This window comes from Pelomonas dachongensis (assembly GCF_043555865.1).
Classification (GTDB): Bacteria; Pseudomonadota; Gammaproteobacteria; order Burkholderiales; family Burkholderiaceae_C; genus Pelomonas; species Pelomonas dachongensis.
The window spans coordinates 1-288 of record NZ_JBIGHY010000052.1 but is presented as its reverse complement, the minus strand read 5'-3'; the positions used below and the strand labels follow the sequence as shown (position 1 = coordinate 288).

1 protein-coding gene is annotated in these 288 nt (G+C 74.0%); it reads left to right on the top strand.

What is annotated here, in order from left to right; genetic code table 11:
• The coding region (locus ACG02S_RS26285; protein ID WP_394473448.1) for a hypothetical protein at nt 1-288 on the top strand (288 nt) is incomplete at both ends.

Sequence of the window (288 nt, the reverse complement as noted above, 5' to 3'; positions counted from 1 at the left end):
CCACCGGACAGCACCAGCCTGATGTTGGGCGGGCGCGCCTTCGGCGGCCGGCTGGAAGGCGGCTGGCGCTGGCGCCACCTCAGCGACCGGCGCGCCTACATCTCGGGCGCGCCGGCCGTGTGCGCCAGCACGGCCGATGCCGCCGGCGTCGGCACGCACTACGGCGCCGACATCCACGAGCTGTTCGCAACCTGGCAGGCCACGCCGTGGGCGCTGGTGCGCGCCGACATCGACAACCTGGCCAACCAGGACTACTGCCTCAGCAGCAGCTTCGCCGGCGGTGTGGGC